The following is a 25,631-nucleotide window of genomic DNA, read 5'->3' as shown; positions in this document are numbered from 1 at the left end:
ATGACGGACGCTGTGATCCGCGCTGAGGGACTGGGCAAGAAATACCTGATCGGCCATCAGGCTGAGCGCGAGCGCTATAGCGCCCTACGAGATGTGATCAAGAGTAGCGTGACGGCGTTCACCCGTTCCGCCCGCGACGTGATGCGCGGCCGGCAACTCGTCGTCGGTGATGAAATCGAAGAGTTCTGGGCACTCAAAGACGTCAACTTTAAAATTAAACGCGGAGAGGTCGTCGGCATCATCGGTCGAAACGGTGCCGGTAAATCCACGCTTCTCAAAATTTTGTCGCGCATCACCGAGCCGAGCGAGGGCCGCGTCGAGATCAAGGGCCGCGTTGCAAGCCTGCTCGAAGTCGGCACGGGCTTCCATCCGGAGCTTACGGGTCGCGAGAACATCTACTTGAACGGCGCCATACTTGGAATGACCCGCGCCGAGATCCGCCGCAAGTTCGACGAGATCGTCGCCTTCGCGGAAATCGAAAAATTTCTCGATACTCCCGTGAAGCGCTACTCGTCTGGAATGTACGTCCGCCTCGCATTCGCAGTCGCGGCTCATCTTGAGCCGGAAATCCTCATTATCGACGAAGTCCTGGCCGTCGGCGACGCAGAGTTTCAGAAGAAGTGTCTCGGCAAGATGCAAGACGTGGCAGGTCACGGAAGAACTGTTCTCTTCGTGAGTCACAACATGGGGGCTGTAGAGGCACTCTGCTCGAGTGCGATGTTGCTGGAGAGGGGCGGTCGACCAGACAAATTGAATGACTCTGTACGCAACACGATCGATCGCTATCTCTCATCGCAAGGAAACGATGAAGGTTCGGGAAGCGAATGGACCAACCCAGGCCGCGAAATAGATCATCCGGTTCTGCAGCCATTGTATTTTGCGGTCGTCGACGTCGATGGGAAAGCGGTAACAGCGCCAATTCGCAATGACGAGCAGCTATACATCGTCGTCCGTTTTGATGTCCGCCAAAATGACCCCGCACTAAATGTTGGAATGGTTATTTTTAACGGCCATTCGGAGGAATTGTTGTGGTCTCTAAGCTCAGACGCGGATGAAGCAGTCCGGGTCCAACTGCAAAAGGGGAAGCAGGAGCTTTACTGCGCGTTGCCGAAGCGGCTTTTCAACGAGGGCAGGTATCGGGTGGAGCTCATGGCAAGTCTGCACCACAGGGAATGGATCGCCCATCCTGGCCGCAATAGTCCAGCGATTTTCTTCGAAATACGCGGAGGCTTGAGTGACTCTCCCTATTGGATGAGCGCCCGGCCCGGAATACTGGCTCCCAACTGGATATGGACTCATTCGCCTGTTGGTAAGAAAGCAGACCTAGTAATTAATCGGGCATAGGACAAAACAGAAAGAAAATTACGTCTATGCGATTTCCGTTGATCACATCGATTCCTCCACGACTATACCGTTTGGACGCAGCTGGCGCCGATGTGGGTGAGGCGTACCAAGAAGAATGCATTGCCTCATGGCGTGGTGCTTCGTTTGAAGCGTTCTCGGTCAACTCCGCTCGTGAAGATACGCGGAGCGATTTGCCAGCGGTTCGCGTCACTAGGGATGCCTCACAGGTAACTGGGCGTCCGCATGTTTTTTTCGCGGATATGCTGGCAGTTGGAGCCGAAAAAGCAGTCAACGGGCGATTCGCAATAGCGAATGCCGACCTCATTTTGAAACCAGAGTTGGCCAATGCCGTAGATCGGCTTCAACCAGGTGAGCTGCTGTTTTGTCGGAGGATTGATGTTGAGTGTGTGGGCCAAACGGAAGGCAGTCCCTACTGTGACGGCTTTGACTTTTTTGCCGCGAATGTTGCCGACGTTGTTGGATTGAAGGATTCCCAAATGGTCTTTGGCGCGCCCTGGTGGGATCACTATTTGCCGGTGATATTGCACATGAAGGGGTGCAAGCTTCGTCTGCTCGAACCCTCGGTGGTTCATCTCGTCCATGGCGAACGGTGGGATTGGAATATTTGGACGACGCTTGGTCAAAAGTTTCTGGAGGCGATTAGCGAAAACGCTACCGATGCTGACTATAAGGCTCGACTGAAGATCGCCCGGAAAGGCGAGAGGTCTCAACCCTGGTGGCGTCTCGGGCAAAGACAGCTGGCAATGAACGATAGCGGAGAAGGAATCAACGACATCCTACATCGTGTTAGTTCGATGAACGTGTTGTTTCTCGATGAGCGCGCGTCCATTTCCTGAATGCTGCGCCACAGTCGGGGGATTGATGTGAAGTCTACTCATGCGCTGCCCTAGTCTTGTCGATCTTCCCGATCCTCCATCCGGCAAAACGGGTTGGCCGTGGACGATCGAATCGCCACGGCTGAGCGATACCATGCCTGACGGCAGGTCGTGGCCCAGGATTTCGATAGTCACTCCAAGCTTCAATCAAGGGCAATACCTGGAGGAGACCATTCGGTCCGTCTTGTTGCAAGGTTACTCCGATCTTCAATACGTAGTGATGGACGGATGCTCGACCGATAACAGCGTCGAAATCATCAGGAAATATTCCCACTGGCTCAATCACTGGGAAAGCAAGAAGGATCAGGGACAGGCGCACGCGATCAATAAGGGGTTAGCGTTGCTATCGGGGGAAATAGGCACTTACCTGAATAGCGACGATCTTTTGTTGCGTCGTTCATTGGGATATGTCGGAAATACCTTTAGGCGTTACGAATGGGATATTCTTCTTGGACGCAACACGAGCAACGTGACGTTTGAATCCTGGCTGTTTAAGCGGAGTTATTGGCAGGCTAGACTTGTTGCGTTGAATGATCCGCTCCTTTGCGGCGAGCACTCCTATCAGGTTTGCCAAGAATCCTCCTACTGGAATTTGGGACGATTTAAGGACTGGCGGTTCGATGAATCGTTAATCTTCTGCATGGACTATGACTGGTTCCAGCGGTTGGCGCCTGGCTCAAGAATTCTGCAAACATCCCGTAAGCTTGGCCATTTCAGAAGGCACGTGGATTCGAAATCACAGCGGCTTGATCACGTCAAAATTGCAGAAAACGCCATCGTGCAAAAGAAGAACTACAAAATTGCAATATCCCGAGAGCAAGCTGAGCCGATTTTAAGTGCGCATAAGAAGCGGCATCGATTTGCAATGCTGTCAGCTCCCCTAGGTCTCGACGCTCTTTTTCTTTATAAGCACCCTTAGAAAGCTATTCGATGCGGATCGCTCTAACTGTTGATCCTGAACTGCCCGTTCCCCCTATTCTCTACGGGGGCATCGAACGCATCGTAGACATGCTTGCCCTTGGTCTCGTCAAACGTGGCCATGAGGTCACGGTGTTTGCGCACCCTGAATCTAAAACAGGCGGAAGTCTGATTGCTTGGCCTGGACAGTCCAGTCGAAGCAATTTGGACACGCTGCTAAATGCTGCGGTTCTTGCAAGGGGCATCGCCGCGCGGAAGTGCGAGATTGTTCACAGTTTCTCCCGCGTTGCCTATATGGCGCTTATTCTTCCTCTGACCATTCCAAAGCTGATGACTTACCAGCGCGAAATTTCCGCGAGGAGTGTACGGCTTGGACACAGCCTTTCTCGGGGTTCGCTGGAGTTCTCAGGCATCAGCCGTTGGATGGCGAGGGACGTCAAGCATCTTGCCCGCTGGCATCTCGTACCGAACGGGGTTCCAATTGATGTGTACGACTTTGCCTCAGCGGTCGCCCCCGATGCGCCATTCGTCTTCCTTGGTCGGATCGAAGCGATCAAGGGTCCGCATCTCGCGATCGAACTTGCGCGCCGAGCTGGTCGAAGGCTGATCTTAGCCGGGAATATTCCGGACGAGCATCGTGCGTGGTTTGCGACGCATATTGCCGGGCATATCGATGGCGATCAGGTCATTTACGTTGGACCCGTAAACGATCGGCAAAAAAGCGAGCTGTTGGGGAAGGCCGCAGCTCTGCTGATGCCCATTTTGTGGGACGAGCCATTTGGGATAGTAATGGCCGAGGCTATGGCCTGCGGTACGCCGGTACTCGGCCTTCGCCGCGGAGCCGTGCCGGAGGTCGTCGAGGACGGTGTGACGGGCTTCGTCGTCGACACGTTCGACGAATTGGTTATTGCAGCTGGCCGCATCGAGCAGATTGCGCGATCCGCCTGCCGCGATCGGGTCAAGACATTCTACAGCGAACCGGCGGTGCTGGATGGCTACCTCGAGATCTACACGGAGATGATAGCGCGCCGTGATGGTCGGATGACGACCTAACCACCGCATACCGAAACAGTTCTTCGTGCGAGCAGTTTTTTCTTATCCTGGAAATATGGCCCATGCGCAGCACGCTGCGCGCGCGCTGGCTGAACATGGGTTGCTCGAAGCCTTTGTTACAACGCTGTCCTTTCAGCGAGACGGCATATTGAGTTCACTTCTGTCGCGGATGCCAACGGAGAAAGCGACGCGTATCGCTCAACTGTTGGGCCGCCGATCGATCGATCAAGTACCCGCTCACTTGTTACGTTGCTATCCAATGTGGGAGATCCTCCGCAGCGCGGTGATGATGTCGGGAGCTGGTCCGGTCCTCGAAGACATGGCCTGGGATCGCATGAGCCATAGCTTCGATGCGCTGGTCGCCCATCGATACGTTCCGCAGACGAAATCAATTCACGCATTCGAGTACACGGCGTTGGCTAGTTTTCAGCGAGCAAAGAAGGAAGGGGTTTCCAGAGTGCTCCATCTTCCCTCGCTCGATAGCAAGCAGTTCGAGGAAATCCAGCAGCGCGAGAAGAGCGAGTGGCCAGAACTTGTTTGCAAGCACGATTCCTATTTCGACGGGAAATTCGAGCGTCGCTACGAAAGGCGCCGTCAAGAGATCGCTCTCGCCGATGTCATGATCGCCAATTCGTCGCTCACCGCTCGATCTCATATTAGGGCTGGCACCGATCCGTCCAGGATGTTTGTCGTGCCACTCGCCGCCCCGGCGCCGATTGCTGAGGTCCGGGCAGATCTCAAATATCGGACGCGGCCTCTCGAAGTAATCTGGGCGGGACAATTCAGTCTGGGGAAAGGGGCGCACTATCTTTTCAAAGCGTGGCAACTGTTGAATGCCGGACCCGCGGCGCGCCTGAATGTCTACGGCCGCTTCGGTCTTCCGGCGCGTCTTCGCGCCACGGAACGGGAAGACATTTTCTTCCACGGCTCTGTGACCAGACCTGAGCTTTTTGAGGCGTACGAGGCCAGCGACGTTCTGGTGTTTCCTACCCTCTCTGACGGTTTCGGGATGGTCGTCGCCGAGGCATTGGCCCGCGGGCTGCCAGTCATCGTCAGCGATCAAGCGGGTGCCGCTGACCTGGTGACGGCTGACAACGGCCTCATCATCCCCGCAGCTGACTCGCAAGCTTTGGCGGATTCCCTTCGCTGGTGTCTCGATAATCGCGATCGGCTCTTCGAGATGCGCTTTCACGCGCTGGAAACGGCGCGCCGCAGGCAGTGGTCGGATTTCCGTCGTGAACTGATCGCTATGCTTGAGAAAGGGCTGTGTCGCGCCAGTTATCCTCTAGCGCCGACGGGCCCGGCTTGACTGGACAGGACCGCTGCCTTTGAGTCGATCGGCATCTGCGCATGTATGTATCGTCACGCCCGGCCAGATCGGCTCCAATCCGCGTGTTGTCAAGGAAGCTGATGCGCTCCATCGGGCTGGCTTTCGAATTACGGTTGTCGCGACCCAGACACTTGCTCAAGTTGAACCGCGCGACCGCTCTTTGATGCGCCGCATATCCTGGCATCTTGAAAGGATCGATTTGCGGTCGAAGTGGCGTTGGTGGTTGCGAAGGGGCATCCAGGTCTCGCTCCGTCATGCTCATATCAGTACGGGCATTGGGTGGCTCGCGGATGTGAGCTACAGCGCCTTCACTCCGCCCTTGCTTCTTGCAGCGATGCGCACTCGGGCGGAACTCTATATCGCGCACTATCCCGCAGCACTCCCCGCCGCCGCCGCTGCAGCCCGCCGTCACGGTGCGCTCTATGCCTATGATGCCGAGGACTTTCACCTCGGCGATTGGCCGGATGATCCAGCATATGCCCTGGAGAAGCAGTTGGTTCGCAGCATTGAGGCCCGGTACCTGCCGGGGTGTGCGTATGTCACGGCAGCTTCGCCGGGCATCGCCGACGCCTATTGCAAAGCCTTTGATATCGATCGGCCCAGAGTAATCCTTAATGTGTTCCCGTTGAGCCAGTCGCCGCCGGCGCCGATGCCGAGGGGAACAGCAGAGCAAGGCCCGTCAGTTTATTGGTTCTCTCAGACGATCGGACCGGGGCGCGGACTGGAGTGCGCAATCCGCGCAGTTGGATTGGCGCGGACGCGTCCGCATCTCTATCTCCGTGGTACGCCCGCTGCAGACTATGAGGAATACTTGAAGAAAGTTGCTGTTGATGCCGGAGCCGCGAGCCTGATTCATATCCTCCCCCCAGACGATCCCGAAAAAATGGAGTGTCTGGCCGCTGCCTACGACATAGGCCTCGTTGCTGAAACGGGCCACAGTAAAAGCCGTCAACTCTGCCTGACAAACAAACTCTTTTCGTATCTGCTTGCGGGAGTGCCTCCTCTGATGTCTGACACGGCCGCGCATCGGAAATTTGCGGAGGAAACTTTTATGACTGACTTCATTTATCCGATTGACGACGCGCACGCACTCGCGTGTCTCCTCGACCGGGTGCTCGGCGACCCAAATCGTCTCGCTGTAGCGCGCGCAGATGCATGGCGGCTAGGGCAGAACCGATACAACTGGGAGAGAGAGCGAGGAGGTCTGGTCGAAGCGGTAAATCGGGTGATCTCCGCGGCAGGACGATCCTGTAGCGTGGCGAATGCCCGGCGGAGTGTCGAGCTGTGACGCCTGCATGAAGTCCGGCTTCTCATCTACGAGCTTATGCAAGGCTTCTGGATGGGCGTGGGCTTTTGCTGACGGAATACGCGCGAGATCCGATTGCGAGTCAGTCGCGAAAATATCGTGTGATCTCCTGCCATGAAGCAAGCCGAACGAACGGTCGCTCTCGTCGCTCCGCATTTTCCGCCAAGCAATTTAGCTGGAGTGCACCGCGCGCGTCTGTTGAGCCAGCATCTCCATGAGTTTGGCTGGCGCCCCGTGATCGTCACAACGCATTGGCGGCACTACGAGGAGGCTCTGGATTGGGGGTTGGCGTCGCTTGTCGACCCTGAGCTCGAAGTGATCCATACGGCTGCGCTTCCGACAAGGCCGATCAGGGTGATTGGCGACGTCGGAGTCCGCGCGCTTCCCTGGCACCTTTCAGCACTGCGGAAACTGAAGCGAGAGAAGCGTTTCGATTTTCTGTATATCACTGTTCCATCTTTCTACTCGGCTACCCTGGGACAGTTGCTCTTCCGGGAAGCGCCAATACCATTTGGGATTGATTACATAGATCCCTGGGTGCATGTCTGGCCGGATGCCGAGGTCAAATATTCCAAGGCATGGCTGTCGATGAAGCTCTCGGAGAGGCTCGAGCCTTGGGCTGTCCGAAATGCTGCACTGATAACCGGCGTTGCCAGCGGTTATTATGAGGGCGTACTGGAGCGAAACCCCAATCTTCGTGAAACCTGCGTCACCGCTGCGATGCCGTACGGGTTTTCGACACGTGACTTCTCCGCACCAAGCGTTATGTCGCGAGCACCCTCTTTGTTCGATCCGAACGATGGCAATATGCACCTGCTGTATGCTGGCGCATTGCTGCCGAAAGCAGTGGGCGTGCTCGAACGTTTCCTCGAGGGCGTTGCCCTTCTTCGCGAGCGCGGCAGCCTGCTTTCGAACAGGCTACGGGTTCACTTTATTGGCACAGGCAAGTCACCAAACGACCCGAACGGTTACGCGGTGCTGCCCGTTGCTTCGCGCCTCGGGCTCGGGAAGTTTGTGACGGAGCATCCTCACAGGATGGCGTACCTCGATGTTCTGGTGCATCTGACCGGTGCATCCGGCATTCTGATTGTCGGATCGACAGAGAGGCACTACACGCCGTCCAAGGTGTTTCAGGCAGTTCAATCGCGACGGCCCGTCATAGCTCTCCTTCACGAGGCTAGCACGGCTGTGCAGGTGCTGGAGCGCAGCCGCGCCGGCATGGCGATCACGCTTTCCGAGCGGAGATTGCCCGAGCCTTCGCAGGTTGCTGACGCGCTCGAAAGATTCGCAAGCACCCATTATTGCGCCGATGCTGTAAAATGGGACCAATTTGAAGCCTATTCCGCACGCGAGAGCGCACGCCAAGTCGCGGCAGCCATGGACGAGGCGCTAGATCGTTATACTCGAGAAGCTGCGCAAAAATGGAGTCCAAGTATTGTCAGGTGAGACCTGCGCCGACATGAATGAGAACGCATCCGCCTTTCGCGCTTTTATCTTCTGGCACCGCGAAGATCGAAGACATCGTCAGCGTTTCAAAATTCCTCGGCGCTGATGCACCATCACAAACGTTGAATGTTGTCTCCTACGAACGCTCCGTCCTCTGTTGCTCATTCTTCGGGTCTGCCGGCCCGCGGATTGGAGCGCAAAATGAGCAGCGCGCGTTGGATATATCTCGATGCAGGCAGAGGCTTGGCGGCCTTGGTGGTCGTTCATCATCATTTGATGGTGTTCTATGATCGCGAGATGGCCGCGTTGATCGGCGATGAAAGTCTCCTGCTGCGCGCCTTCAGGGGGATATCAGAATGGAACGTCACAGCCATCCTGTTTTTCTTCTTCATCTCGGGGTGGAGCATTTCTCTTGCTGTCGAGCGGCTCGGAATCCTGAACGGGATTGGCCCTTGGCAACTATATCTTTTGCAAAGAGCCCGTCGAATTCTTCCTATGTTTTTGTTGTCTCTTTTGTGGGCGGGAGGGCTATCATGGGCTGGCGAGCGCAACTCCATTGATACGTCGTTCTATGTACTCGTGGGCAACATTCTGTTTCTGGATACGCCAGCCTCGCTAGGGGGGCTTTGGTTTCCTCCTTTCGCCGGAAATGGGCCCTTGTGGACCCTCTCAAATGAGGTTTGGTATTATATTTCTCTGCCGGTCTTCTATTGGGCGGTCTATTCCAGAATTGCGAATCCACTAGTTCGGATTGATGCTGCATTGTTGGGAAGTTTTGTCGTCGGCATCGCGGCGATAGGAGCAAACGCCATACTTCCCAATCCCTTCTTCTTATTCGCGACCCTTTGGCCTCTATGGATAGTGGGGTATGTCTATGGAGCGAGCTTTGGTCAGAGACCGATCGAGAGGCGTGTCGTCTTCTGGCTCAGCCTTATGGCACTCGTGACTTGGTCCATGGCTTTAGAAATTCGTTCGGACACCCTGAGAATTTTAAACGACGGATGCATAGTGGCTCTCTGCGTCGTGTTGCTTGTCAAAATAGTTCGATGGCAGACGCAGCTAACGCGCCTTAATTATATTGACGGCGTTGTTCGGTTATTCGGTTCGGTGGGGCGGGGCAGCTATACCATTTACGTTTTGCACTATCCTTTGCTCTTATTCTTAGCGAGCCGCCGAGCCGAACTCGGCGGATTAGCTACCTCGTTGCTCGGGCTGGGAATGCTTATTGCGTCCGCACCCTACCTCGAGACTCGGGTTTATGCCCGTGTAAATCAGTGGTTCGCCTTGAATAGACCTCGTGTCGATGCCTAAGAGCGCATCGTTGTTTATTTAGGATAACGGGCGTGCCGCGCCTCGCCATCCTTTCTTCGCACCCCATACAGTATTATGGGCCATTGTTCCGAGAGCTGGCGAAGCAGCTTGATCTGCATATTTTCTTCGCGCATCGGGCGACGCCTCAACAGCAAGCACGTGCTGGCTTCGAGAAGGCATTTGAATGGGACGTTGATATTACTGGAGGCTACGAACATAGCTTTCTCAGTAATGTGTCGCGTCGACCTGGTACGGGCCACTTCTCTGGGTGTGATACGCCTGAGATCCGACACCGCCTTAGAAATGGCGGCTTCGATGCTCTCCTTGTGATGGGTTGGCATCTCAAAGCGTATCTGCAAGGGCTACTCGCTTCTAAGCGTTTAGGTATGCCGGTTTTGGTTCGTGGTGACAGCCACCTCAACACGCCGCGATCAAACTTAAAGACTGTGACGAAGGCGCTTGTTTATCCAGGCCTGCTTCGTAGGTTTGATGCGGCGCTCTATGTAGGCCGGCGTTCCCGCGCTTATTATGAGCATTATCTCTATCCGAAAAGGCGACTATTCTTCTCCCCGCATGCGGTCGATACAAACTGGTTCGCGTCGCGGGCGACGACCGAAGCTGGGGCACGCCTCCGTCAGCGACTTGGCATTCGCTCAGATACGCCAATAGTGCTTTTCGCCGGCAAACTCGTGCCGTTTAAGCGACCCCTCGACCTTGTCGAGGCAGTCATGATTTGTCGGCAGCAGGGTCTTCCGCTTGAGATCCTTGTGGCCGGAGACGGGCCGTTAAGCAGGGAACTGGTCGAAGCGGCCGCAACTGCAGGTATCCGGCTCCACATGCTGGGATTCTGCAATCAATCCGAAATGCCGGCGGTATACTCGGCTGCCGATTGTCTGGCGCTACCGTCCAATGGGTGTGAGACATGGGGTCTCGTGGCCAATGAAGCTCTGGCCTGCGGTCGGCCGATCATTGTTTCTGAAGAATGTGGCTGCGCACCCGACTTGGCTCGTGACGGAATTGTCGGCCGCACATTTCCAATGGGCAACACGCGCAGTTTTGCCGATGCGCTAGCGGAACGTGTCGCCAAGCGGCCGAAACCTGACCAATTAGCATCAATCTCGCGAGCCTATAGCCTGGAAGCAGCAGCAAGCGGGATACGCGGCGCGTTCGATTGGGTGCTTTCAGAGCGCAACCGCGGTCAAAGAGCGCGAATATTATAGATGACTGGTAGAAGGTGGGCTTCGGGGGAACGATTGACGCGGCAGGATGCGCCTAGCTCATTCCGAATTCCGCATGCAGCCTTGCCCACAGCGATCGGCGTCTTTCTTATTGGGGGTCTCGGTCCAAATATAGGGCTGGCGTTTATTGCCGTGCTCGTGCTTCTCGTAGCAAGCACCTTGCTCTGGAGGCCAGGCGAACCGCCGATCCTCTTGTTTACTTTTGCCTACCCTTGGATTCAGGCATCGGTCTCGATCTTTCATTCAAATTGGCTCGGCATCACAGTTGCCGATTATGCGCCGTTCAGCGGTGATATGCAGACGGCAATTCTGCTGTCTCTGTTTGGAATCCTGATCCTCGCTATCGGCATGCGGCTCGGAGCAGGATCGTCGCATAGCCAAGATGCACGCAATGCACGAGCGCTCGCTCTGTCTCAGGCTATCGAAAAATGGTTTTGGCTATATGCCGTGTCGGCGGCGGTGAGCTTTGCTGCTCTAGCTTTCGCGTGGACTGTCCCGGCGCTGTCGCAACCGATGCTGGCGCTCGCTGGTTTGAAATGGGCGTTCTTTTTTATGTTGGCCTATGCCTCATTTGTTCGCAGGGCCCGTGCCAGGTTTTTGTTTGCGATCGCCTTCCTGGGTGAACTCGCGCTTGGAGTCGGCGGCTATTTTTCAGATTTCAAGTCGGTGTTCTTTATTACCATATTTGCTGGCTTCGCATCGGGCGTCCGATTCACGATGCGTTCGCTCATCATGGTGAGCGTGTTGTGCGCAATATTGCTTGGCTTCGGAATCGTCTGGACGGCAGTGAAAGGCCAATATCGAAGCTTCATATCAGGAGGCGAGGCAACGCAGATCGTCACAGTCGACTACATGACTAGAATGCAGAAGCTTTCCGAACTGGTTTTGGGACTAGACGCGCAGACGTTGGACGAAAGTACCGAGAAGCTTTTTCGCCGCGTGACCTACGTTGAGTACTTCGCGTCCGTTCTAAACTACGTTCCCTCGCGCGTTCCGCATGAGAATGGCGCTATCCTTTGGGATGCCGTGTCGCGGCCATTCATGCCGCGAATGTTCTTCCCCGATAAGGCAGCGATAGACGACACTGCACGAACAAATTTGTATACGGGTGGCCTTGTTGGAAACAGCGAAGCTACATCGATCAGCTTGGGCTATGTCGCAGAGTGCTATATCGATTTTGGGCAATTCGGCATGATGATTGCGTTACTCATCATCGGGCTCATTTATGGAGCGCTCTATCGGTGGTTCCTGCGGTGGAAGGCTTCGCCTTCTCTACTCGGCATGGCAGTCGCAACTGCAGTGATCTTGCCCGTAGGCCCTCTTGAAAACAGCTTCACCAAGGTTTTTGGCAGCTTAATTATTGCGCTCCTCGTAGCCGCGGCATTAGTGACGCTCATAATCCCGCGCTGGGCGCCATGGCTCTTGGTCGCCCAGCGTCGATGACGCAATTGCGGGTCCTGCACGTTATACCGTCAGTAGCTCCACGAGATGGGGGCCCATCGTATGCGATTGTAATGATGGAGCGAGCATTGAGCGCGTTAGGAGTTGCGGTGACGACGCTCAGTACAGACCATGGACTTACTCGAGTGGGTCCGCCGCTCACAGACAACTCCGCACCTTTCCAAAGTGCGAGGCGCATCTATGCTCACAAATGGACGAATGACTACAAGTTTGCTCCAGGTCTCATTCCAATAATTTTCCGAAGAGTGAGCGACTATGACGTTGTCCATATACATGCGCTGTTCACCTTCACCACGACGGTCGCGGCTTGGGCCGCGCGCGCACGAGGAGTGCCCTACATCGTGCGGCCGCTGGGGACCTTGAGCTGCTATGGGATGCATGCGCGCCGGCGACTGCTCAAGCGGCTCTCGGTGGCTCTGATCGAAAAGGCCATCTTGCGCAACGCCGCAGTTGTCCACTTTACGAGCGACGTAGAGCGCCGCGAGGCGGAAGAGTTGGGCCTCACGTTTCGCGGCGTGGTCGTTCCCTTGGGAGTTGAGGCTCCAGCGGTCGTGTTGCAACATCCGACCCATTTGCAACGTTCCAATCGCCGCCTCATTTTATTTCTGTCCCGTCTGGACCCGAAGAAGAACATCGAGGCGCTGATCGACGCGTTTGCTTTTTCCCCGATGCTGAGAGCTGGAAGTGCGCTCTTGATTGCGGGATCAGGCTCATCGACCTACGTCGACGAACTCAAGGCGAGATGCAAGGATCGAGGGATCGCAGATTTGGTGGTTTGGCTCGGCCATGTGGAGGGCGATGCAAAGGCTGCCGCACTACATGCTGCCGACGTTTTCGTGCTCCCCTCGTTCTCTGAGAATTTTGGAATTGCCGCGGTAGAAGCGCTTTTCGCAGGTTTACCTTGCGTATTAGCGGAAGGCGTCGCGATCGCCGAAGATGTCGCTCGTGCCGGTGCTGGGATCGTGGTGCCGCCGAAGGCGGCTGAAGTCGCGCGGGCACTTGAAAGTCTGCTCGACGACGAAGCGGAGCGTCGCTCCATGGCGAACCGAGCCCGGATTTTTGCCGAGGACACATTCTCCAGCCGCGTCATGGGACAGCGATTGATTGAGATTTATCAGAATGTCCGGGCGCCCCGCAGGACCAACGCGGATTGAGCATTCTGGATCATATCACCGTCTTGATTCTGACCTTCAACGAGGAGGCCAACATCGGGCGGACGCTGGAGGCGGTGAAGTGGGCCAAGCGGATCGTGATTATCGACAGCGGCAGCACTGATAAAACGATAGATATTATTAGGAAGTATCCGCAAGCGGAGATCATTACGCGGACGTTCGACGGCTTTGCACAGCAGTGCAATTTCGGGCTCTCCCAAGTGGAGACGGTATGGGTGCTGTCGCTTGATGCCGACTACGAGCTGGACGCAGCCCTTGTTGCTGAAATGAACGGTCTCACCCCCTCCGAGGATATATCGGGATTCAGCGCATCATTCGTCTATCGCATCTACGGGAGGACGTTGCGTTCGGCTTTATATCCGCCAAGAACCCTTCTTTATCGCCGCGACCGCGCGATTTACAGGAATGAAGGACACGGGCATCGAGTCGTATTGGACGGATTGATCGGTCGTCTGAATGCGCCGGTTTATCATGACGACCGCAAGCCGTTGGCGCGCTGGTTCGCATCCCAGCAACGGTATGCCGAGCTGGAGGCCGATTATCTATTGTCCGTGCCACGCAGCGGGCTCACTCGCATCGATCAAATCAGATTGATGGCTTGGCCCGCACCGGTTCTAGTTTTCACATATACCCTCATCGTCAAACTGTGCATTTTCGATGGCTGGGCAGGTTGGTTTTACGTACTTCAACGCACACTCGCCGAAACAATGGTTGCCCTCGAGATGGTAGACCGGCGGCTGCGCTGCCCGCGCAAACCATCAAAAGGGACGTATAGATGAAAGCGAACTCCAATTGCATTTAGAGATATTTCTCGATCTCACCCAGAACAATTAAATGACAGCAGAACGGCCTGTGCGTGTTTCAAGGTCCCTGGTCCAGTAGCGAGTGTTCAACTGCTCTCTCACCGCAGTGAGACGATTTCTGATCGGCATGCTCCCGTTGCCTCACATTCGCAAGGCTATGAAATCAGGCTCTCGGCGATAAGGAATTGCAATGCAAAAGGTTCGCAGCGTTGATGGCTTGCGAGGCATGGCCGCTCTAAGTGTTGCTTGGTTCCACACTTACACGCAAAACGGCGGCGTTCTGGTCAGCAACTCGATGCCGTCGACTTTCAATACGGTGTCAGTCTGGGGGAGATTCGGTGTCCAATTGTTCTTCGTCATCTCAGGATTCGTCATTGCGTACACGCTATACAACGACCGCACCATCAACTCATCCAAAGCAGTCTGCACGTATTTTATCAGGCGTAGCGTCCGCTTAGATCCCACCTACTGGACGGCGCTTGCGGCCTACGTTTTTGGTGTACCTCTTCTGCTCAGTATCTCAAGTGTGGATATCTTCCCAGTGCGTGAGGGCAGCGCCGTAGAGATGAGCAAGAACATATTTTACTTCCTGCCTCTCGACGCAAGACTCTACCTTCCCGTGGCTTGGACGCTTGGCGTTGAGGTCCAGTTCTACGTATTCTTTGCGCTAATCGTTCTCTTGCTCAATCGATTTGAAGAGCAGGGGCTGCCTCGCGATCGCGTCTTTTGCGCCGTTGCCCTCGTGCTTATCGCAGCGTCTGCCGTACGCCTTGCCAACCTGGTGTCGCTCGACGAACAATGGCTTTACCACCATCTTCACACATTCCTTGGCGGCATCCTTGCTGCGCTGACATTGCGCAGAATCCGCGGCGCGCTAGCGCTCTATTGGCTCAACGCCGGCGCAATGTTGGCGGCATTCGGCTTCTGCAGAGATTCCTACGTGCTCGCCAGCTTGGCGTCATCGCTTCTGTTGATGGCGGCCGTGTGGTGGCGCCCACTGTCTCAGATGCTCAGCAACCGCCTGCTATCTGAACTCGGCGCGCTCAGCTACTGCATCTATCTCTTTCATATGCTGATCGGCGGTATCACAATCGCGCTTCTGCAAAAGTTGGTGAGCGGGGAAAGCGGTCTTCATCAAGTCGGATTCGTGATTGTAGGAATCTTTGCAACTATTGCTGTTTCGGCGGTTGTTTATGCGCTTATCGAAAAGCCGAGCATCGTCGCGAGCAAGTATTTTTCCGTCACTCGAGCAGATTCAGCGGCAGTTCGCGCGGGCACCTTGCTCTTGATGAAAAGCTCAACAATGGACAAGCCGCCGCCGGGGCAATTTCGCGGTATTGAAGGCCATCTCCCCAGTCACGCGCACATCGTAAGCCCTGGCGACCGGAACTGACACAACGATCCTAATGGAAACCGCAGCACACACTGCTTCGGCTTTCTGAGGCTTGCAGTAATGACGAAAAGATTTCCCGAGTTAGCTCGGCAGGCTGCTTGCAGAGGGCGGCCGGAGGAAATGGCATTACCAATCGTATTCGTGGCTTGCCGATTTGCAGTGGCAGCCGCTCGTAAGAGTCACACGCCATTCTATTAGGAAAATTGAATTGATTATTCTTGGTCTCAACGCCTACCACGGCGATGCGGCGGCTTGCTGCGTGCGTGATGGACGGATCGTGGCGGCAGCCGAAGAAGAGCGCTTCCGCCGAATAAAGCACTGGGCGGGATTCCCCTCGGAAGCCATTCGCTATTGCCTCAAGGAGGCCGGCGCGAGGCTCTCGGATGTTGACTACATCGCAATCAACAGCGACCCCAAGGCAAACATGCTTCGTCGCCTCGGCTATGCGGCTAAGCGTCGACCCGACCTAGGGCTGATAATTGATCGTGTTCGGAATCAGGGAAAGCGTGCGTCGATCGAGAGCGAATTGGCGCGGGCGTTCCCTGGTGACGTAATCCGCGGGAAGATTCGCCGCGTCGAGCATCACCTTGCGCATCTTGCATCGTCCTATCTCGTATCGCCATTCCGGGATGTCGTCGCCGTATCGGTCGATGGATTCGGAGACTTCGCGAGCGCGGCGTGGGGGATTGGTAGAAACTCCACGATGTCGCTCGACGGCCGGGTGTGGTTCCCGCATTCTCTGGGTGCATTTTATCAAGCACTGACTCAGTATCTCGGCTTCCCGAACTATGGCGACGAATACAAGGTAATGGGGCTTGCACCTTATGGGGAGCCGCGCTTCCTGCCCGAGATGCGCCGCATCGTTCTGCTGCAGAGCGACGGGACGTTCGCTCTTGACCTCAAGTATTTCCGCCATCACCGGGAGAAGATCGCCTATGAGTGGTCGGGTGGAAGTCCGCACGTCGGAACTCTGTTTTCTCCGGAGATGGAGACCCTTCTTGGTCCACCTAGGAAAAGCGACGAACCACTGACCGATCGCCATCGTGATATCGCGCGGTCGGTGCAAGCGATGTACGAAGAAGCGTTCTTTCACCTCCTCGGGCGACTATATGATCGCTACCAGCTCACAGATCTTGCGCTGGCCGGGGGATGCGCGATGAACTCGGTGGCGAATGGCAAAATCAGGCGGCTATCGTCATTCAAGCGCACATATATACAGTCAGCGGCCGGAGATGCGGGAGGCGCCATCGGTGCCGCGATGCATGTCTGGTGCGAACTTGCCGGTCCGGATTGTAATTCCTCCGCGTTGACACCTTCCGCGCTGTCGGGAGACATTGATGTAGGCCGCCCTGTGATGGACCACGCTTATCTTGGATTAGGGCTCGATAACCAAAAAATTGCGCGGCTATTGGAATGCAGAGCGGACGAACTCGCAGCGAAATGCTGCAGTACCGAGGACGTGACTGACGAGTTGGATCTGTGCCACCGAACTGCGCAGGTCGTTGCTGAAGGCAAGGTGGTGGGCTGGTTTCAAGGCCGCATGGAGTGGGGGCCACGTGCCCTCGGCAATCGCTCAATAATCTGCGATCCTCGCAGAGCGGATATGAAGGAAATTTTGAACCTAAAGATCAAACGGCGCGAGAGTTTCCGCCCCTTTGCGCCATCCATCCAGCGAGAGCATGTTGCCGAATGGTTTGAGGAGGACGATGACGTCCCTTTTATGATGCAGGTATTCCAAATTCGGGAATCGAAACGCTGCATGATTCCTGCCGTAACGCACGTCGATGGCTCGGGTCGGCTTCAGACCGTCTACAAGCAAACGAACCCTCGCTATTGGAATCTAATCGACGCGTTTCGTGCATTGACCGGAGTGCCAATGGTACTCAACACATCCTTCAATGAGAACGAGCCCGTCGTTTGCCGCCCCGAGGAGGCGCTAGACTGTTTTTTGAGAACGGATATGGATGTATTGGTGCTAGGCGATTGGGTGGTCAGGCGGCAGACGAATTGAGTGCTTCTGGTAACAAGGCACCGCAGTGATTGCGGCCTGCTTCAATTTTCTTCGAACGGAAACGGCGTCGCTGCCGACAAAGCTGGCTCCGGGTCAGGTCATCATCTCCGCTATCGGAAGCAAAATGTCTGAGACCCACCTGCCGCCACAATGCAATCCTCCGTGGACACTTGGGGATGTTCCAACGCACTTGCGATGCGAATTGTAAGCCGGGGCAAGCCTTTCGCGCCGATGGACGACAATTATCCGGTCCCGCCCCTGCATTCGTAAGCTGATCTAGACTGCCCCGGTTTCAGAGCCTCTACGTTCTCAGCCTAACCGCATCTCTTCGGCGCGCTCCTCGAGCCGATCTCGAGCGACGTCGAAAGGCTCGCGGCGATCAACGAACGGCGCGAACGCGCTGCGCATCCTCGAACGCAACTCTTCTCGGCCGCCGTTGAGGCTAAGTATCGGTGCAAACGGCAAGGGCGATACGTGCGTTTGGGTCGGGTAGAGAAGTTCATACTCACGATAGTTGTCGAATTCCATTCGACGCGCGTCACCCATCAGCGTCTCTGCAGGTAGCCCTTCGGCAAACAGGACGTCGTGGCTAGCAAGTTCGATATGGAAGTAATCGAGCTGCGTTTCAGAACTCATCCGCTCTTGTCTGATTGTGATGCCGTTCACGAGCTGACCGCAGGGAACAAGATAGCCGTCCAGTAAGAGCATATGCGCTGGCGATAGCAAAACGTCGGTATGCGGGACGCCATCCGCGATCGCCGATTTGGATATTCTGATCGGAGCGACGCCTTTGCCCCAGGACTCGCCCTGCTGGCGCCTAAAGCTCATGCGTCCGATCCAGCGGGTAGGTTGCACGTCTCCGGAAATTGTCAGGATGGGGTCGCCTATTTTCAGTGATTCAATGGAAATATCGCCTGTCGGCGTGCTGATGCGCGTCCCGCGCAGAAAGCAATGGCCCCAATGATCGCCGGGATCGTGGGGGTCGTGGTCACGGCCTGGGCCACCCCAGCCGCCACCCGGACCGCCGCCGCCCGGACCACCCCAGCCGCCAGACCCGGCCTTCGCGGGGCTCGCTCGCGAACCAACTGCCAAGCTGAGAACGGCCGCGCCACCCACCAAATTGCGAATGACACTCCGGCGTGATCTCAATTTATTGCTGCTCAATTGCGCAGAATTGTCATCAGAAGAATAAGTACGCATATCAACTCCCCGCTATAAATTGATTTGAAATAGCCTCTGTTAGAAGCTCGATTAACCGCGTTTCCGTCAAGCGGACTTGCGGTGCTTATGCAATATAACGAGTCAAATGTTGCGCCATTGCCACGGAATAGCCAATTTTTGAAAACTCGAAAAATATACCCGGAATCTTCCGAAAAACATTGTTCACATATCTAACGACGCCAATGAACGGATATCAATATTGGCTTTGGCATTTCTGCCGAGCAATTCGAATAGTACGACGATCCGATCTGCTTCATTCATATCGACGATGCTTGCGATGATTCCATCGAAAGGACCAGCGGTAACGCGAACTTTTTGTCCGATTTCATACGGATTGGCCGGACGGATCACAGCTCCATCGATTTCGCGTGCTTTAAGAGCCTGGATGAACTCATCGGCGACTAGACTAGGTGCGCCGCCAAAACTCAGAATACGTCTCACGCCCAATGTCGAATGAACAGGGTGCCAGCGTTGCGATGGGTCAAGGCCCACAAATATATATCCGGAAAACATCGGGCGGAGCACTTCGCGCCGAACCATCCGCTTGCGGACCATCGGACAGTAGCTGAGATATTCTTGCCGTTTGAGGTTCTCAATCGCGAGAGATTCCCGGTGTGGCTGCGTGTTGACGGCTAGCCAAGCCTTGTTTCTCGTATCGGTCAAACGGACCTCACTCATCGAATTTCTTCCGATCCACCACACGACGGCAGTTCACGTCGAGACAATTGTGCACTTTTAAAATACGGTGTCGACTGATTAAGGCGAAAAGCAGACGGGCACCCGGTCCACGTTTTTCGGGCACAAGTTAGGACCTCCCGCAACTTTGGAAGTTTTGTAGATCCGGAGTTTTAGGCGAGTAGGCATGCGAGTACTCTTCCTAAATCGATTTTTTTATCCGGACCACTCGGCGACCAGCCAAATGCTTTCCGACCTGGCCTTCGGGCTTGCGCAAGCCGGCCATTCGGTAACCGTCATCACCAGTCGCCAGCATTACGATGCGCCCCGCGATCAGCTTGCCGCCCACGAGCAGATTGAAGGCGTTGATGTTTTTCGGGTTTGGACGTCGAGATTTGGCCGCTCCAACCTCGCACTTCGCGCGATCGATTATCTAACCTTTTATTTGTCCGCGAGTTGGGAATTGCTTTTTCGAGTGCGCAGAGGCGACGTTGTCATCGCCAAGACGGATCCCCCAATGATATCCGTCTTGGCGGCGCCGATAGCAAAACTTCGTGGCGCGTTCTTCGTGAACTGGCTGCAGGATATCTTCCCGGAGGTCGCCAAGGCCGTCGAAGTCGGCGGCGCCGTGACGGGATGGACGTACCGTCCTTTGCAGGCTCTGCGGAACGCCTCGCTGCGGGCTGCCGATATGAATATCGTCATCGGCGATCGAATGGCTGAGAGGGTGATGTCGTTGGGCGTCGATACCTCGCGCTTTCGCATAATTCCGAATTGGACGAATTGCAGTGATATACGGCCAGTTGATCAGGGTTCAAATGGCCTGCGTTCCAAATGGGAATTGGGCTCGGCATTCGTGGTGGGCTATTCGGGCAATTTGGGGCGGGCCCATGAAATCGATACCATTCTGGCCGCAGCAGCATCTATCGAGCAAAAGCGCGGCCGATCCGAAGAGGCGCCCCATATCGTCTGGCTGTTCGTTGGGGGAGGGGCGTTGTTTGAGCCCTTGAAACGGGAGGCCCAGGTCCGCAAGCTCACGTCTTTGCAATTCGAGACTTACCAGCCGCGCGAAAAACTCGCCGAAGCGCTGTCGGTTGCCAACGTCCACTTGGTCTCCCTCAAAGCGGAACTCGAGGGCCTCATCGTGCCCAGCAAATTTTACGGTGTCGCGGCAGCTGGACGTCCGACGATATTCATCGGCGATGGGGATGGAGAGATTGCGCGATATCTTTCACGAATTGGCTGCGGTTTCGTCGTCGACATCGGAGACGGAGAGGGCCTGGCGGAAAGGATCCTGGAACTGGCTGAGAACGGGGAAGCGGCCAAGGAAATGGGCCGGCGAGCCAGAGAATATTGCGAACAGCACTTCGACAGAAAGCAAGCGACTTTGGCGTGGGACGCCTTGCTAAAAGAATTGAAAGTAAAGAAGAATTATCAAGAATCGCCGGCTATGATAGATCCGTCGGCTTCTTGATTGATGTCCCTAAGCTATGATGCAGTCACGAATGCTCGGGCTTCAACGCCTGTTGATATCGGTGGTGGCCGCGATAGCAGCCGTCGGAGCACTCTCGCTGCTGCCGATCGGCGAAATCCTTATTCATCCCCTCGAAGCGCGCTTCCCTCCAGGCCGGTTGGCGCCGGGCCAGCCAATCGATGGAATTATTGCACTCGGCGGCGACGACGCAAGAATTAGCGCCGCTGCGGAGCTTGCGCGGCTTTATCCCGATGCAAGGGTCGTGGTCACCGGAGAGGACCCCGGAAAATCTCGCGACATCATGTTGGGCCATGGGGTCTCTACGGCGAGGCTTACGATGGAGCCCTATGCCTCGAACACCTTTGAGAATGCGACCTTCTCGGCTGCGCTTCTGCAACCGAGGCCGTCCCAGCAGTGGGTCCTCGTCACCTCGCAGTCCCACATGCCGCGTGCCGTAGGCTGCTTTCGGAAGGCGGGATTTACCGTTTTGGCTTGGCCCGTCAGCCGGCCGGCCTCGGCAGACAGATGGACAGATCGCATAGCTCTTCACGAATGGGCAGGACTGCTCTTCTATCGGCTGCTCGGAAGGATCGACGCCTCATTTCCGGGGCCCAACGTCGTAGCCGGCTCCTGATTGAAGGCCGCGCTCTCGATACATCCCTTGAGCACTCAATTTTAGTGGTGCGCGCTCGGGCGAGTCTCTTCGGGGGTGCGCTTCGTCAGATCGGGAGGATCTTCTCCAAGCGCGGTTGCAAGATCGATCTGGTGATCTTGCTCGTCGACGAGGATTTCGCGGATTTGTTCCGCCATGGCGTATTCGCCTAACGCCTCGCACTGCCGCACACGCTGACGGTAATTCATGATGGTTTGGTTTTCGTTGTCGAGATCGTATCTCAACATGGTTTTGGGATCCTCCGAGATCCGTACCGGCTTGGGGCTAGCGACCGGCATTTTTCCAAGATAGTCCACCTGCCGCGAGATAATCAGAGCGTGCTTGAGTTCTTCATGGGCATGCGTTTCCAACTGATCCGCAATGTTCATATACTGCGCGCCTTTGAGAACCTGGGAATACACTGTGTAGGAGATGATCGCTTGATACTCGCGAGCAAGATCCTCGTTCAGGAGATCTGCCAGTTCGCTTCTCGTGATAGGTCTTTCAGAATCTCCGCTGGTGGCCATGGCGACATTCCTTCATTCGGATCTGATGTGCGGCGGGGCGTTAGGTTGCTGCAACTTTAAGGTGGAGACCGCGCGTTAAAGGCCTGTGAAAATCAAACCGAACAGTGTTTGTTCCCTAAACGCTTTGAGCACAGGGGAGTTTCGGAACCGGCCGGAAGTTCGATCTGTTTCTCGCCAGCCCTGGCGAGCTTCGGCAACCAAAGATGCGGGGCAGAGTCGCCACTTCCGAAATAATAATCGTGCAAACACTGGTGCGGGACCTGTCAATCGCTCTGTCTGGGGTGTATGCGGACTAATCGGCTCATATCTAACTTTATTTCAAAAATCAGACGGGGGCGCAGCCCGGCAAAAATTGAATTAGTTCGAACGACATCGGCCGTTAGGTCGAGGATGAATCAAATGCAATTCAGTAAAGTTGGCAGGGCCGCCTGTCGCACGGGAAAATCAACAGTGTGCGCGAAGCGGGGCTACTCGATTTTACGAGACGAGGCGGATACAGACATACGTTATGCGTGAGGTGAGTTTAACGAAGCCTCTGAAAGGCATTTTTTATGGATAAGTTGCCGATATCCTGTTTCATCATCGCAAAAAATGAAGCTGATCGCATTGCCCGTACCATCCGCTCCGTTCGCCCGTGGGTCGATGAAATTGTCGTCGTCGACAGCGAAAGCACTGACGACACGGTCCGCGTAGCGGCATCCGAAGGGTGTCGCGTGATCACCCAGCGGTGGTTGGGCTTCGGCGGACAAAAGCGTTTCGCGGAAGATCAGTGCCGAAATGACTGGGTGCTGAACCTTGATGCCGACGAGGTGGTCACCCCGGCATTGAGGAGAGAAATCGTCTCGCTCTTTGCGCACGTCGCTCCGCGTTTCGTCGCCTATGGCATGCCGATCGAACTCGTCTATCCGAACACATCCCGGCCGAGGCGGTGGGCGCGTGATCACTGGTACGTGCGATTGTATGATCGCCGGATAGTAAGGTTCCGCGATTCCATAGTGCACGATCTCGTCGTAACCGACGGCCACCCCGTGGGCATACTTCGCGCACCCGCCTACCATTATTCGTTCCGAAGCTACGAGGACCTGAAGCGAAAGCTCGCCGAAAGGATGCAGCTCTCGGCGAAGCACGCCACCTCGACTTCACCAAAGCTCCTGGCGCGCATGGCCATCGAGTTTCCAGTCAATTTTTTCAAGTACTACATCGGCAGACGACATTTTATGGGAGGCAGGAATGGCCTCCGGTATTCATGGGTTCAGGCGGACTATCGGCTGTTGAAAATTTTCCACATGTGGCGGAACAGAAGCTCTAAGTCTCCGGCCGAGGCCGATAGTAATGCCGATGGCCAAGGAAGTGTCGAAGGTCAGGCCGACACCAATGGCGCTGCTGTTTCTCCGGCGGCAGAAATGCCACTGTACGGGTAGCAGCCTTCGCCGTACTAACGAGCAGCGCACGGGGCGAGGGGGCATCCATTTTTGATGCGAGCAGCTGCAACCGTTGACTTTAGCCGGGGCGCAAATCAACGTACGTGTAACGGGCTGAAAACTCACAAATTCTTCGACGGGCGACATCGAGAAACTTATGCCGACGACCTTTGATCTCCTGAAGCGGCTCATGAAGGAAAACGGCCGGGAGTACGCGCCGCAGTATGCGCTGGTGGTCGTTTGTATGTTGCTGGTCGCGGCCATGACATCGCTGAGCGCGTACGTGCTGAAGTACGTGATCGACACGATTTTCGTGCATCAGAATCGTGCGGCCCTCGTCGGCATCACATTCGGTATTGTCGCGATATTCGTGGCGAAGGGGTTCGCCGCCTACTTCTCCGAAGTCGTTCTGGGCACGATCGGCAATCGTCTTGTCGCGCAGACGCAAAAGCGCATGTTCGAGCATATGATGAAAGTCGACGTCGCGTTCTTTCAGCAATACAGCTCGAGCGAACTCGTCACCAAGATGTCGTATAACGCGAACGCTGTCAGAGACATGCTGAACATGGTCTCTCTCAACCTCGGGCGCGATCTCTTCACGATCATCGGTCTCGTCATCACGATGATTGCGCTCGATCCTATCCTGTCGGCCATTGCGCTGATCGGCGGCCCGGTGGCCGCCCTGTCGTCTCGCAAAATGGTCGAGCGTATCAAGAAGGCGACGCGAAGTGAGGTTCATTCGCTGAGCGGCATCGTTCAGATCACGCGAGAAGTCAGCCAAGGGGCGCAGGTCGTAAAATCATTCCAGCTCGAAAACAAAATGCGAGTGCGAATGTTCGACGCGATCGAAGCGGTCCAGCGCCTGTCCAACAAAATGCTCCGCATCGGCGCCGGCGTGAACCCGCTGATGGAGACAATCGGCGGCTGCGCGGTCGCCGCTGTGGTTTTCTATGCCGGCTGGCGAAATCTCTATCACGGAGAAAGCCCAGGGCAGTTCTTCGCCTTCATCACGGCTCTTCTGATGTGTGCAGATCCCGGCCGCAGGCTCTCGCGCGTTCAATTGCAGCTCGCTACAGCCGCCGTCGGCGTGCGCATGATGTATGAATTGATGGACAGCCCCGCACGCGAGGACGAACCTCCGGGGCGGCCCGAGCTTGTGATCAAGAGCGGCCAGATCGTGCTGCGCGACGTCTCGTTCAGATACGTCGAGAACAAACCCGTCATCAATGGAATGTCGTTCTCGGTTCCGGCCGGCAAGGTGACGGCGCTCGTCGGCCATTCCGGTGGCGGAAAATCAACAGTATTCGCGCTGCTGCAAAGGCTTCGGGAACCGGATTCTGGCGTTATCGAGATCGACGGCCAGGCGATCGCCGATGTCTCTCTCAAATCGCTTCGCCACAACATCTCCGTTGTCGGCCAGGATGCATTTCTGTTTGAAGGCTCGATCATCGAGAATATCCGAGCCGGTCTCGACAACGCTTCCGACGAACAGTGCATCGAGGCGGCAAAATCAGCCAGCGCTCATGAATTCATCATGTCGTTGCCGCGCGGATATGAAAACCCGGTCGGTGAGCTCGGAGCCCAGGTCTCGGGCGGCCAGCGCCAGCGCATCGCTCTTGCGCGAGCCTACCTGAAGAGTGCGCCGATCATACTCCTCGACGAGCCGACGTCCGCGCTCGATAGCGAAACCGAGGATGCCATTCAGCGCGAGCTGCGCAACCTGACGAAGGGAAAAACCACGCTCGTCATCGCTCACCGCCTGTCGACCATCCTGCACGCGGACCTCATCCATGTGATCGAAGCCGGACGCGTCATCGAGAGCGGATCGCATGATCAGTTGATCGCGAACGGAGGCGCATACAATCGCCTCTTCAAGCTTCAATTCGCGAAATACCTCGAAAACAAGCAACCGCTGGCCGAAGCGGTCTGAATTCTTTTCGCGCGGGTCCTCATGGCTGGTGCCCGCCCCGACGCAAGTG

At 55.8% G+C, this 25,631-nt stretch carries 21 protein-coding genes; 18 read left to right on the top strand and 3 right to left on the bottom strand.

Annotated features, from left to right (window positions below; translation table 11 throughout):
* From AACL53_RS11120 to AACL53_RS11055, 14 genes are all read left to right on the top strand, one after another.
* Positions 1-1,344, top strand: a complete 1,344-nt coding sequence (locus AACL53_RS11120) for an ABC transporter ATP-binding protein (protein ID WP_339084566.1) — start codon at positions 1-3, stop codon at positions 1,342-1,344.
* Between the two features lie 26 nt (positions 1,345-1,370).
* The gene (locus AACL53_RS11115; protein ID WP_339084565.1) at positions 1,371-2,201 is read left to right on the top strand and encodes a hypothetical protein; all 831 of its coding nucleotides are present in this window, start codon (positions 1,371-1,373) and stop codon (positions 2,199-2,201) included.
* A 40-nt stretch (positions 2,202-2,241) separates the two neighbouring features.
* Positions 2,242-3,159 carry a glycosyltransferase family 2 protein gene (locus tag AACL53_RS11110; protein WP_339084564.1) on the top strand — a complete coding sequence of 306 codons (918 nt, stop codon included), beginning with the start codon at positions 2,242-2,244 and terminating at the stop codon, positions 3,157-3,159.
* A gap of 11 nt (positions 3,160-3,170) precedes the next feature.
* Positions 3,171-4,211 carry a glycosyltransferase gene (locus tag AACL53_RS11105; protein WP_339084563.1) on the top strand — a complete coding sequence of 347 codons (1,041 nt, stop codon included), beginning with the start codon at positions 3,171-3,173 and terminating at the stop codon, positions 4,209-4,211.
* A 259-nt stretch (positions 4,212-4,470) separates the two neighbouring features.
* Positions 4,471-5,520 (top strand): glycosyltransferase family 4 protein, encoded by a 1,050-nt coding sequence (locus tag AACL53_RS11100; RefSeq protein ID WP_339084562.1) that lies wholly within the window; start codon positions 4,471-4,473, stop codon positions 5,518-5,520.
* 19 nt (positions 5,521-5,539) lie between these two features.
* On the top strand, positions 5,540-6,829 hold the full coding sequence (locus AACL53_RS11095; RefSeq protein WP_339084561.1) for a glycosyltransferase: 1,290 nt from the start codon (positions 5,540-5,542) through the stop codon (positions 6,827-6,829).
* A gap of 132 nt (positions 6,830-6,961) precedes the next feature.
* The gene (locus AACL53_RS11090) at positions 6,962-8,293 is read left to right on the top strand and encodes a hypothetical protein (RefSeq protein ID WP_339084560.1); all 1,332 of its coding nucleotides are present in this window, start codon (positions 6,962-6,964) and stop codon (positions 8,291-8,293) included.
* A 201-nt stretch (positions 8,294-8,494) separates the two neighbouring features.
* Positions 8,495-9,604: an acyltransferase gene (locus AACL53_RS11085; protein WP_339084559.1), complete on the top strand. Its 1,110-nt coding sequence runs from the start codon at positions 8,495-8,497 to the stop codon at positions 9,602-9,604.
* A 32-nt stretch (positions 9,605-9,636) separates the two neighbouring features.
* Positions 9,637-10,824, top strand: a complete 1,188-nt coding sequence (locus AACL53_RS11080; protein ID WP_339084558.1) for a glycosyltransferase family 4 protein — start codon at positions 9,637-9,639, stop codon at positions 10,822-10,824.
* A gap of 33 nt (positions 10,825-10,857) precedes the next feature.
* Entirely contained in the window at positions 10,858-12,285 is a 1,428-nt protein-coding gene (locus tag AACL53_RS11075; RefSeq protein WP_339084557.1) for a hypothetical protein, read from the top strand.
* Positions 12,258-13,457 carry a glycosyltransferase gene (locus tag AACL53_RS11070; RefSeq protein WP_339084556.1) on the top strand — a complete coding sequence of 400 codons (1,200 nt, stop codon included), beginning with the start codon at positions 12,258-12,260 and terminating at the stop codon, positions 13,455-13,457. The genes AACL53_RS11075 and AACL53_RS11070 overlap by 28 nt, the downstream gene beginning before the upstream one ends.
* On the top strand, positions 13,454-14,254 hold the full coding sequence (locus tag AACL53_RS11065; RefSeq protein WP_339084555.1) for a glycosyltransferase family 2 protein: 801 nt from the start codon (positions 13,454-13,456) through the stop codon (positions 14,252-14,254). The genes AACL53_RS11070 and AACL53_RS11065 overlap by 4 nt, the downstream gene beginning before the upstream one ends.
* A 214-nt stretch (positions 14,255-14,468) precedes the next feature.
* Positions 14,469-15,671 carry an acyltransferase gene (locus tag AACL53_RS11060; protein ID WP_339084554.1) on the top strand — a complete coding sequence of 401 codons (1,203 nt, stop codon included), beginning with the start codon at positions 14,469-14,471 and terminating at the stop codon, positions 15,669-15,671.
* Between the two features lie 259 nt (positions 15,672-15,930).
* The gene (locus AACL53_RS11055; RefSeq protein WP_339086927.1) at positions 15,931-17,682 is read left to right on the top strand and encodes a carbamoyltransferase C-terminal domain-containing protein; all 1,752 of its coding nucleotides are present in this window, start codon (positions 15,931-15,933) and stop codon (positions 17,680-17,682) included.
* Positions 17,683-17,991: 309 nt separating this feature from the next.
* On the opposite strand, the gene AACL53_RS11050 is transcribed toward AACL53_RS11055, so the two are convergent.
* A complete protein-coding gene (locus tag AACL53_RS11050) occupies positions 17,992-18,831 on the bottom strand; it encodes a Hint domain-containing protein (protein WP_339084553.1) in 840 nt (279 codons plus the stop codon).
* A 234-nt stretch (positions 18,832-19,065) separates the two neighbouring features.
* On the bottom strand, positions 19,066-19,581 hold the full coding sequence (locus AACL53_RS11045; RefSeq protein WP_339084552.1) for a transcription termination/antitermination protein NusG: 516 nt from the start codon (positions 19,579-19,581) through the stop codon (positions 19,066-19,068).
* Between the two features lie 241 nt (positions 19,582-19,822).
* On the opposite strand from AACL53_RS11045, the gene AACL53_RS11040 reads away from it, so the two are divergent.
* On the top strand, positions 19,823-21,052 hold the full coding sequence (locus AACL53_RS11040) for a glycosyltransferase family 4 protein (protein WP_339084551.1): 1,230 nt from the start codon (positions 19,823-19,825) through the stop codon (positions 21,050-21,052).
* A 31-nt stretch (positions 21,053-21,083) separates the two neighbouring features.
* A complete protein-coding gene (locus AACL53_RS11035; protein ID WP_339084549.1) occupies positions 21,084-21,686 on the top strand; it encodes a YdcF family protein in 603 nt (200 codons plus the stop codon).
* Between the two features lie 41 nt (positions 21,687-21,727).
* Here AACL53_RS11035 and AACL53_RS11030 read toward each other — a convergent pair whose 3' ends face one another.
* The gene (locus AACL53_RS11030; RefSeq protein ID WP_339084548.1) at positions 21,728-22,231 is read right to left on the bottom strand and encodes a bacterioferritin; all 504 of its coding nucleotides are present in this window, start codon (positions 22,229-22,231) and stop codon (positions 21,728-21,730) included.
* 551 nt (positions 22,232-22,782) lie between these two features.
* On the opposite strand from AACL53_RS11030, the gene AACL53_RS11025 reads away from it, so the two are divergent.
* Together AACL53_RS11025 and AACL53_RS11020 are read left to right on the top strand one after the other, a co-directional pair.
* Positions 22,783-23,652: a glycosyltransferase family 2 protein gene (locus tag AACL53_RS11025; protein ID WP_339084547.1), complete on the top strand. Its 870-nt coding sequence runs from the start codon at positions 22,783-22,785 to the stop codon at positions 23,650-23,652.
* Positions 23,653-23,809: 157 nt separating this feature from the next.
* Positions 23,810-25,582 (top strand): ABC transporter ATP-binding protein, encoded by a 1,773-nt coding sequence (locus AACL53_RS11020; protein WP_339084546.1) that lies wholly within the window; start codon positions 23,810-23,812, stop codon positions 25,580-25,582.
* The last annotated feature ends 49 nt before the right edge of the window (positions 25,583-25,631 follow it).

This window comes from Hyphomicrobium sp. ghe19 (genome assembly GCF_902712875.1).
Lineage (GTDB): Bacteria > Pseudomonadota > Alphaproteobacteria > Rhizobiales > Hyphomicrobiaceae > Hyphomicrobium_B.
Note: the sequence above shows the minus strand (reverse complement) of the source record. Positions and strands in the feature narration are given on the sequence as shown.

Coding starts and splice junctions, on each gene's coding strand:
- AACL53_RS11100 (WP_339084562.1), top strand. CDS start 4,471: ATGTGGGAGATCCTCCGCAGCGCGGTGATGATGTCGGGAGCTGGTCCG.
- AACL53_RS11115 (WP_339084565.1), top strand. CDS start 1,371: ATGCGATTTCCGTTGATCACATCGATTCCTCCACGACTATACCGTTTG.
- AACL53_RS11030 (WP_339084548.1), bottom strand. CDS start 22,231: ATGGCCACCAGCGGAGATTCTGAAAGACCTATCACGAGAAGCGAACTG.
- AACL53_RS11060 (WP_339084554.1), top strand. CDS start 14,469: ATGCAAAAGGTTCGCAGCGTTGATGGCTTGCGAGGCATGGCCGCTCTA.
- AACL53_RS11040 (WP_339084551.1), top strand. CDS start 19,823: ATGCTTTCCGACCTGGCCTTCGGGCTTGCGCAAGCCGGCCATTCGGTA.
- AACL53_RS11025 (WP_339084547.1), top strand. CDS start 22,783: ATGGATAAGTTGCCGATATCCTGTTTCATCATCGCAAAAAATGAAGCT.
- AACL53_RS11035 (WP_339084549.1), top strand. CDS start 21,084: ATGCTCGGGCTTCAACGCCTGTTGATATCGGTGGTGGCCGCGATAGCA.
- AACL53_RS11105 (WP_339084563.1), top strand. CDS start 3,171: ATGCGGATCGCTCTAACTGTTGATCCTGAACTGCCCGTTCCCCCTATT.
- AACL53_RS11120 (WP_339084566.1), top strand. CDS start 1: ATGACGGACGCTGTGATCCGCGCTGAGGGACTGGGCAAGAAATACCTG.
- AACL53_RS11090 (WP_339084560.1), top strand. CDS start 6,962: ATGAAGCAAGCCGAACGAACGGTCGCTCTCGTCGCTCCGCATTTTCCG.
- AACL53_RS11020 (WP_339084546.1), top strand. CDS start 23,810: ATGCCGACGACCTTTGATCTCCTGAAGCGGCTCATGAAGGAAAACGGC.
- AACL53_RS11085 (WP_339084559.1), top strand. CDS start 8,495: ATGAGCAGCGCGCGTTGGATATATCTCGATGCAGGCAGAGGCTTGGCG.
- AACL53_RS11070 (WP_339084556.1), top strand. CDS start 12,258: ATGGCTCTTGGTCGCCCAGCGTCGATGACGCAATTGCGGGTCCTGCAC.
- AACL53_RS11045 (WP_339084552.1), bottom strand. CDS start 19,581: ATGAGTGAGGTCCGTTTGACCGATACGAGAAACAAGGCTTGGCTAGCC.
- AACL53_RS11110 (WP_339084564.1), top strand. CDS start 2,242: ATGCGCTGCCCTAGTCTTGTCGATCTTCCCGATCCTCCATCCGGCAAA.